Origin of the sequence: Pengzhenrongella sp. (assembly GCF_036565025.1) — a bacterium.
Classification (GTDB): domain Bacteria; phylum Actinomycetota; class Actinomycetes; order Actinomycetales; family Cellulomonadaceae; genus Pengzhenrongella.
The window spans coordinates 1-4540 of sequence record NZ_DATCNW010000411.1 but is presented as its reverse complement, the minus strand read 5'-3'; the positions used below and the strand labels follow the sequence as shown (position 1 = coordinate 4540).

Annotated in this window: 5 protein-coding genes; 2 read left to right on the top strand and 3 right to left on the bottom strand. The window is 67.1% G+C overall.

Annotation, left to right across the window (positions count from 1 at the left end; all coding sequences use genetic code 11):
- Positions 1-1092, top strand: a 1092-nt coding sequence (locus VIM26_RS23335) for an HsdM family class I SAM-dependent methyltransferase (protein WP_331955724.1), incomplete at its 5' end; no start/stop codon positions are given.
- A 724-nt stretch (positions 1093-1816) separates the two neighbouring features.
- On the opposite strand, the gene VIM26_RS23330 is transcribed toward VIM26_RS23335, so the two are convergent.
- Entirely contained in the window at positions 1817-2098 is a 282-nt protein-coding gene (locus tag VIM26_RS23330) for a type II toxin-antitoxin system RelE/ParE family toxin (protein WP_331955723.1), read from the bottom strand.
- Between the two features lie 3 nt (positions 2099-2101).
- Positions 2102-2377 (bottom strand): type II toxin-antitoxin system Phd/YefM family antitoxin, encoded by a 276-nt coding sequence (locus VIM26_RS23325; RefSeq protein WP_331955722.1) that lies wholly within the window; start codon positions 2375-2377, stop codon positions 2102-2104.
- A gap of 612 nt (positions 2378-2989) precedes the next feature.
- On the opposite strand from VIM26_RS23325, the gene VIM26_RS23320 reads away from it, so the two are divergent.
- A complete protein-coding gene (locus VIM26_RS23320; RefSeq protein ID WP_331955721.1) occupies positions 2990-3649 on the top strand; it encodes a cytochrome P450 in 660 nt (219 codons plus the stop codon).
- Between the two features lie 60 nt (positions 3650-3709).
- Here the strand turns inward: VIM26_RS23320 and VIM26_RS23315 are convergent, their stop codons facing one another.
- Positions 3710-4105, bottom strand: coding sequence for a DUF1801 domain-containing protein (locus tag VIM26_RS23315; protein WP_331955720.1), 396 nt, complete (start codon positions 4103-4105; stop codon positions 3710-3712).
- Between the last annotated feature and the right edge of the window lie 435 nt (positions 4106-4540).

Below are 4540 nucleotides of genomic sequence, written 5' to 3'. Positions count from 1 at the left end.
CAGACGGTCGTCGAGGACGAGGCCGCCCGCGGGTACGCGGGCCGGTTCGGCGCGGGGACCCCGCGGATCAACGACGGGTCGCTGCTGTTCCTGCAGCACATGCTCTCAAAGATGAAGCCGGTGTCCGAGGGCGGGTCGCGGTTGGCGATCGTGTTCAACGGCTCGCCTCTGTTCAGCGGTGGGGCGGGGTCCGGGGAGTCGGAGATCCGCCGGTGGATCCTGGAGAACGACTGGCTCGAGGGCATCGTCGCCCTGCCCGACCAGCTGTTTTACAACACGGGGATCTCCACGTACTTCTGGATCCTGTCCAACCGCAAGAGGCCCGAGCACAAGGGCAAGGTCATCCTGCTGGACGCGCGCGAGCAGTTCACCAAGATGCGCAAGTCCCTCGGCGACAAGCGCAAGGAGATCGCGCCGGAGCAGATCGAGGAGATCACGCGGTGGTACGCGGACGCCCTCGAGCTCGCGGCCGACCCGTCCGCGGAGGCTCACGCGAAGGCGAAGGTCTTCGACACGACCGAGTTCGGGTATCAGCGCATCACAGTCGAGCGCCCGCTTCGGCTTCGGTTCGAGATGTCCGACGACGGGCTCGACGTGCTGCGCGCGACCCGGCAGTTCAAGGGCCTCGGGCTCGGGTATCGGGACGCGCTGGTCAAGTCTCTCGAGTCCCTGCGCGGGGTCGACGGATCGACGAGGAAGGCGTTCCAGGCTCAGCTCGGCCCGGCGCTCGTGGCCAACGGGCTCTCACTGGCGACACCGTTGTACAAGGCCGTCTGGTCGGCCGTTTCCGTCACTGACCCCGATGGGGAACTCCAGCTCGACGCGAAGAAGCGCCCCCTGCCGGATCCCGATCTGCGCGACAACGAGAACGTGCCGCTTGGCGAGGACGTCGACGACTACTTGGCGCGCGAGGTCCTCCCGCACGTGCCCGACGCCTGGGTCGACGAGACCAAGACGAGAATCGGATACGAGATCCCGTTCACGCGGCACTTCTACGTCTACACGCCACCGCGTCCGTTGGCCGAAATTGACGCCGAACTCACGGCTTTGGAGTCCGAGATCCAGCGCCTTCTCGGCGAGGTCACGACGTGATTGCCCGACTGAAGGACATGGTGGTAACCAATGCCCGCGCTTTAGTCGAGACAACCGATCCGGGATACGCATTTAGATACGTGGATATCAGTAGCGTCAACGAAGGACGAATCGATCTCCCGGCGGAGTCCATTCGATTCGATTCGGCTCCATCACGGGCGCGACGCCTTGCAGATGTCGGCGATACCATTGTCTCGACGGTGCGAACTTATCTCCGCGCCGTGGCAACTGTTCCAGCGACAGACGATTGTCTCGTATTCTCGACGGGCTTTGCCGTGCTTCACCCACGAACGGAGCGCATCGACGCCCGGTACCTTGGGTATATCTGTCAGAGTGCGTCATTTATCGACTCGCTGGTCGCGCGAAGCGTCGGCGTGAGTTACCCGGTCAACCTTCACGCCCAGTTGGCGACCCCCGCGCCGGCAGTCGATGGGTCGGGCTGTCTCACCAACGGACGGTGCCAGCCCCGGTCCGCAGCGGCATGCGCCCAAGGCGATTGCCCGCCGACGTGAGCCCGCCAACCGGCACCCGGGAAGCCGACCATGACCATGCCCCGGGGCCGCGCCGGGCGGCAACTGGAGCGAGCGGCCGCAGTCACCGACGCCACTGACCCCGGTAGGTTTGCAGGTCGGAGGCAGTATCGTGCCGCCGTTTGCGTGAAACAGCCGACCGCCGTCTGCGTGGTGCGGCGGGTGGGCCGTCGGGCGCTCGACCTCAAGCGAGTTCAGTGTGGCCGGTAGGCGTCGCGGCGATGGGTGACGGTGATGATGGTCACGACCCGGTGATCGTCGTCGATCGTGTAGATGACTCGGTAGGTGCCCCGCCGGGCGCCCCACTTCCCCAGGAATGGCGCACGCAGCGGCTTGCCGACTCGCCGCGGCGTGCGCAGCAGGTCACCGGTGATGAACTCGAGCACTGCGGCGGCCACAGTCTCGGGGATCTGCTCTCCGAGAGTGCGCCGGGCGGGCCCGGAGACGCTCAGCGTGTACGAGCTCGCCTCAGCCAACCGTCAGCGGCCCAGGCCGGCCAGGTAGGCCCGCAGGCCTGCCTCGTCGACGACGTCCCCGGAAGCCACCGCAGCCTCACCCTCGGTGATCTGACGCATCAGGTCCGGATCGGAGAGGATCTCGAGCGTCTCCTCAAGACCTGCGAGGTCGTCCGGGCTGATGAGGACCGCGGCTGGTCGTCCATTGCGGGTCAGTGTGACCCGCTCATGCGTTCCTGCGACGCGGTCGACCAGGGTCTTCAGCGTGCTGCGCGCCTCGCTCACCGGCAGAGTCTCCATGCGAACAAGGGTACGTGATTTCGTACAGAAAGCCAGGGGCTCAGGTCAGCACGAGGACACCCGGACGTGAGCACGCGGGGGTTGGTGCACCGGTGTGAGCCCGTAGCGCTGAGGAAGCCGTGCCACCGAACGCCGAAAGTCACCCGGGCAGTAGTTCCTCAACGGACCACAACTTAACGGTCGTAGAGTGCTGGTCGCGCCAGCGACATCGGTCGCGGTAACCGGCGTCGAGGACCCACGCCTGGTGGCCCAAATCTCGCGGCGCGCGCCGCCCGTCAGGAGCGGCGGGGAACGTCCCGCGGGAACACCTCGCGCCGAGGTCGATCCCGACCCTCAAGAGGCGAACGTTACCGTCTCAACGCCTGAGATCAAACGTTCCCGCGGGGACGTTCCGCCAATCTCGTCGGTGGCGAGATGACGACCGCACTTACCGGTCGTCACGCACCGGTCCCGCCAGTGACCGGGCGATCATCTACCTGCTGTGGTCTACCGGTCTGCGCCGCGAGGAGCGGGTCACCCTCGACCTGGACCAGATCCGCCCGACCACCCGAGCCGCTGCGGCGCTGGGTCCGCAAGAACCACCAGGCGACCCTCGCGCGGGACAGGGCCGCCATGGCGGCCATCGCCACCGAGTTCGACGTCTACATCCACGAGCTGCTGACCGTGCGCCGAGCAGCCGGCGAGGCCGCACCGGCCGACCTCACGACGAGGCTGCTCACCGAGCGGATCGCTTACCGGTACCTCACCGACACGCAGATCGTCAGCATCCTGCGCCTGTGGACGGTGGGCGAGCTGAGCACGATCTCGGCCAGCGTCAGCATCCTCGCCCACTACCTCGCCGCTCACCAGGAGATCCAGCGGGACCTGCGCGCCAACCGGGCGTCGCTCCCGGTCGCGATCGACGAGATCCTCCGCATCCACTCTCCCCTGATCTCCAACCGCCGGATCACCACCACGGACGTCGAGCTCGGGGGACGTGAGCTGGCAGCCGGCGACCGGATCACCCTGATGTGGACCTCCGCCAACCGGGACGAGGCCGTGTTCGGCGATCCCGACGAGTTCCGGCTGGACCGCGACCCGTCGGCGAACCTGCTCTACGGCGCGGGCATCCACGTCTGCCCCGGGGCGCCGATGGCCCGCCTCGAGCTGCTCGTCCTGATGGAGGAGCTCCTCGACCGGACCACCGGCATCGGCCTGGTGCCGGGCACGGAACCGACGAAGGCCGTCTACCCCGCCAGCGGGTTCACCTGGTTGCCGTTGCGAATCTCCTGACACACCGGTTTTCGGAAGGTTTGGTGCGCGGGGCGCACCAAACCTTCCGAAAACGGCGGATCAATGCGGACCGGCCGCTCCCTTGAGCTTGCGCCAGCCCCCGGCGCGGTTGTTGGCGATGATCTGCCGGAACATCGCGGTCAGGGCCGGCGCGTTAATGGTTTCGCCCTCGCGCAGGGCCACGGTTCGGGCGGTCTTGGTGTCGTGGCCCGCGGTGATGATGCCCTCCGGGTCCGGCACGATCGCGCCGTCGTACAGGAAGACATTGACGTGGTCCTTCGCCGCGAACAGCGCGCAGAGGTTGCCCTCGAGCACGAAGTACGGGCGGTCGGTGCGCTTGATCGTCTCCACGACGTCCGGGTCCGCCGCATGGATCAGCGCGCGCACCTCCCGACAGATCGCCTGCTGCCATTCGGGCAGGGCTTCGATGTACGCGTCCACCCGAGGGTCTGCCATCCGATCAGGCTATCCAGCGCCTCACGTCCGTGCCGCCCGACGACGAGTCACCTCGACCAGAGCATCGAAATAGGAGTCGTTGTCGCATTTCCCGCGAAAATACGACAACGACTCCCAGTTCGCGGCGCGAGCCAGCCCGAGGGCGGCGGGCCGAGGTCGTCGGTGTCGGTGCCGGGCTCGGCCCTTCAAACACCCTGAGTGGACGGGGCGAATCGGCGATCGCGGGTTCGCGCCCGCGAGTTCGCCGATCGAACAGTGTCCGAGTTCGACGCCTGGCGAGTTCGCGGGCTCGCTGCCCCGTCGTCCCGGCGACCTGCCCCGAAGGCCCGCTGTCCGGGCAGCCGGCAGGCCGACTCGACCTCAGTGCAGCGCTCAGTGCAGCGAAAGTGCACCAAAACGCCTCATTCACTGCACTTTTGATGCACAGAGCGATGC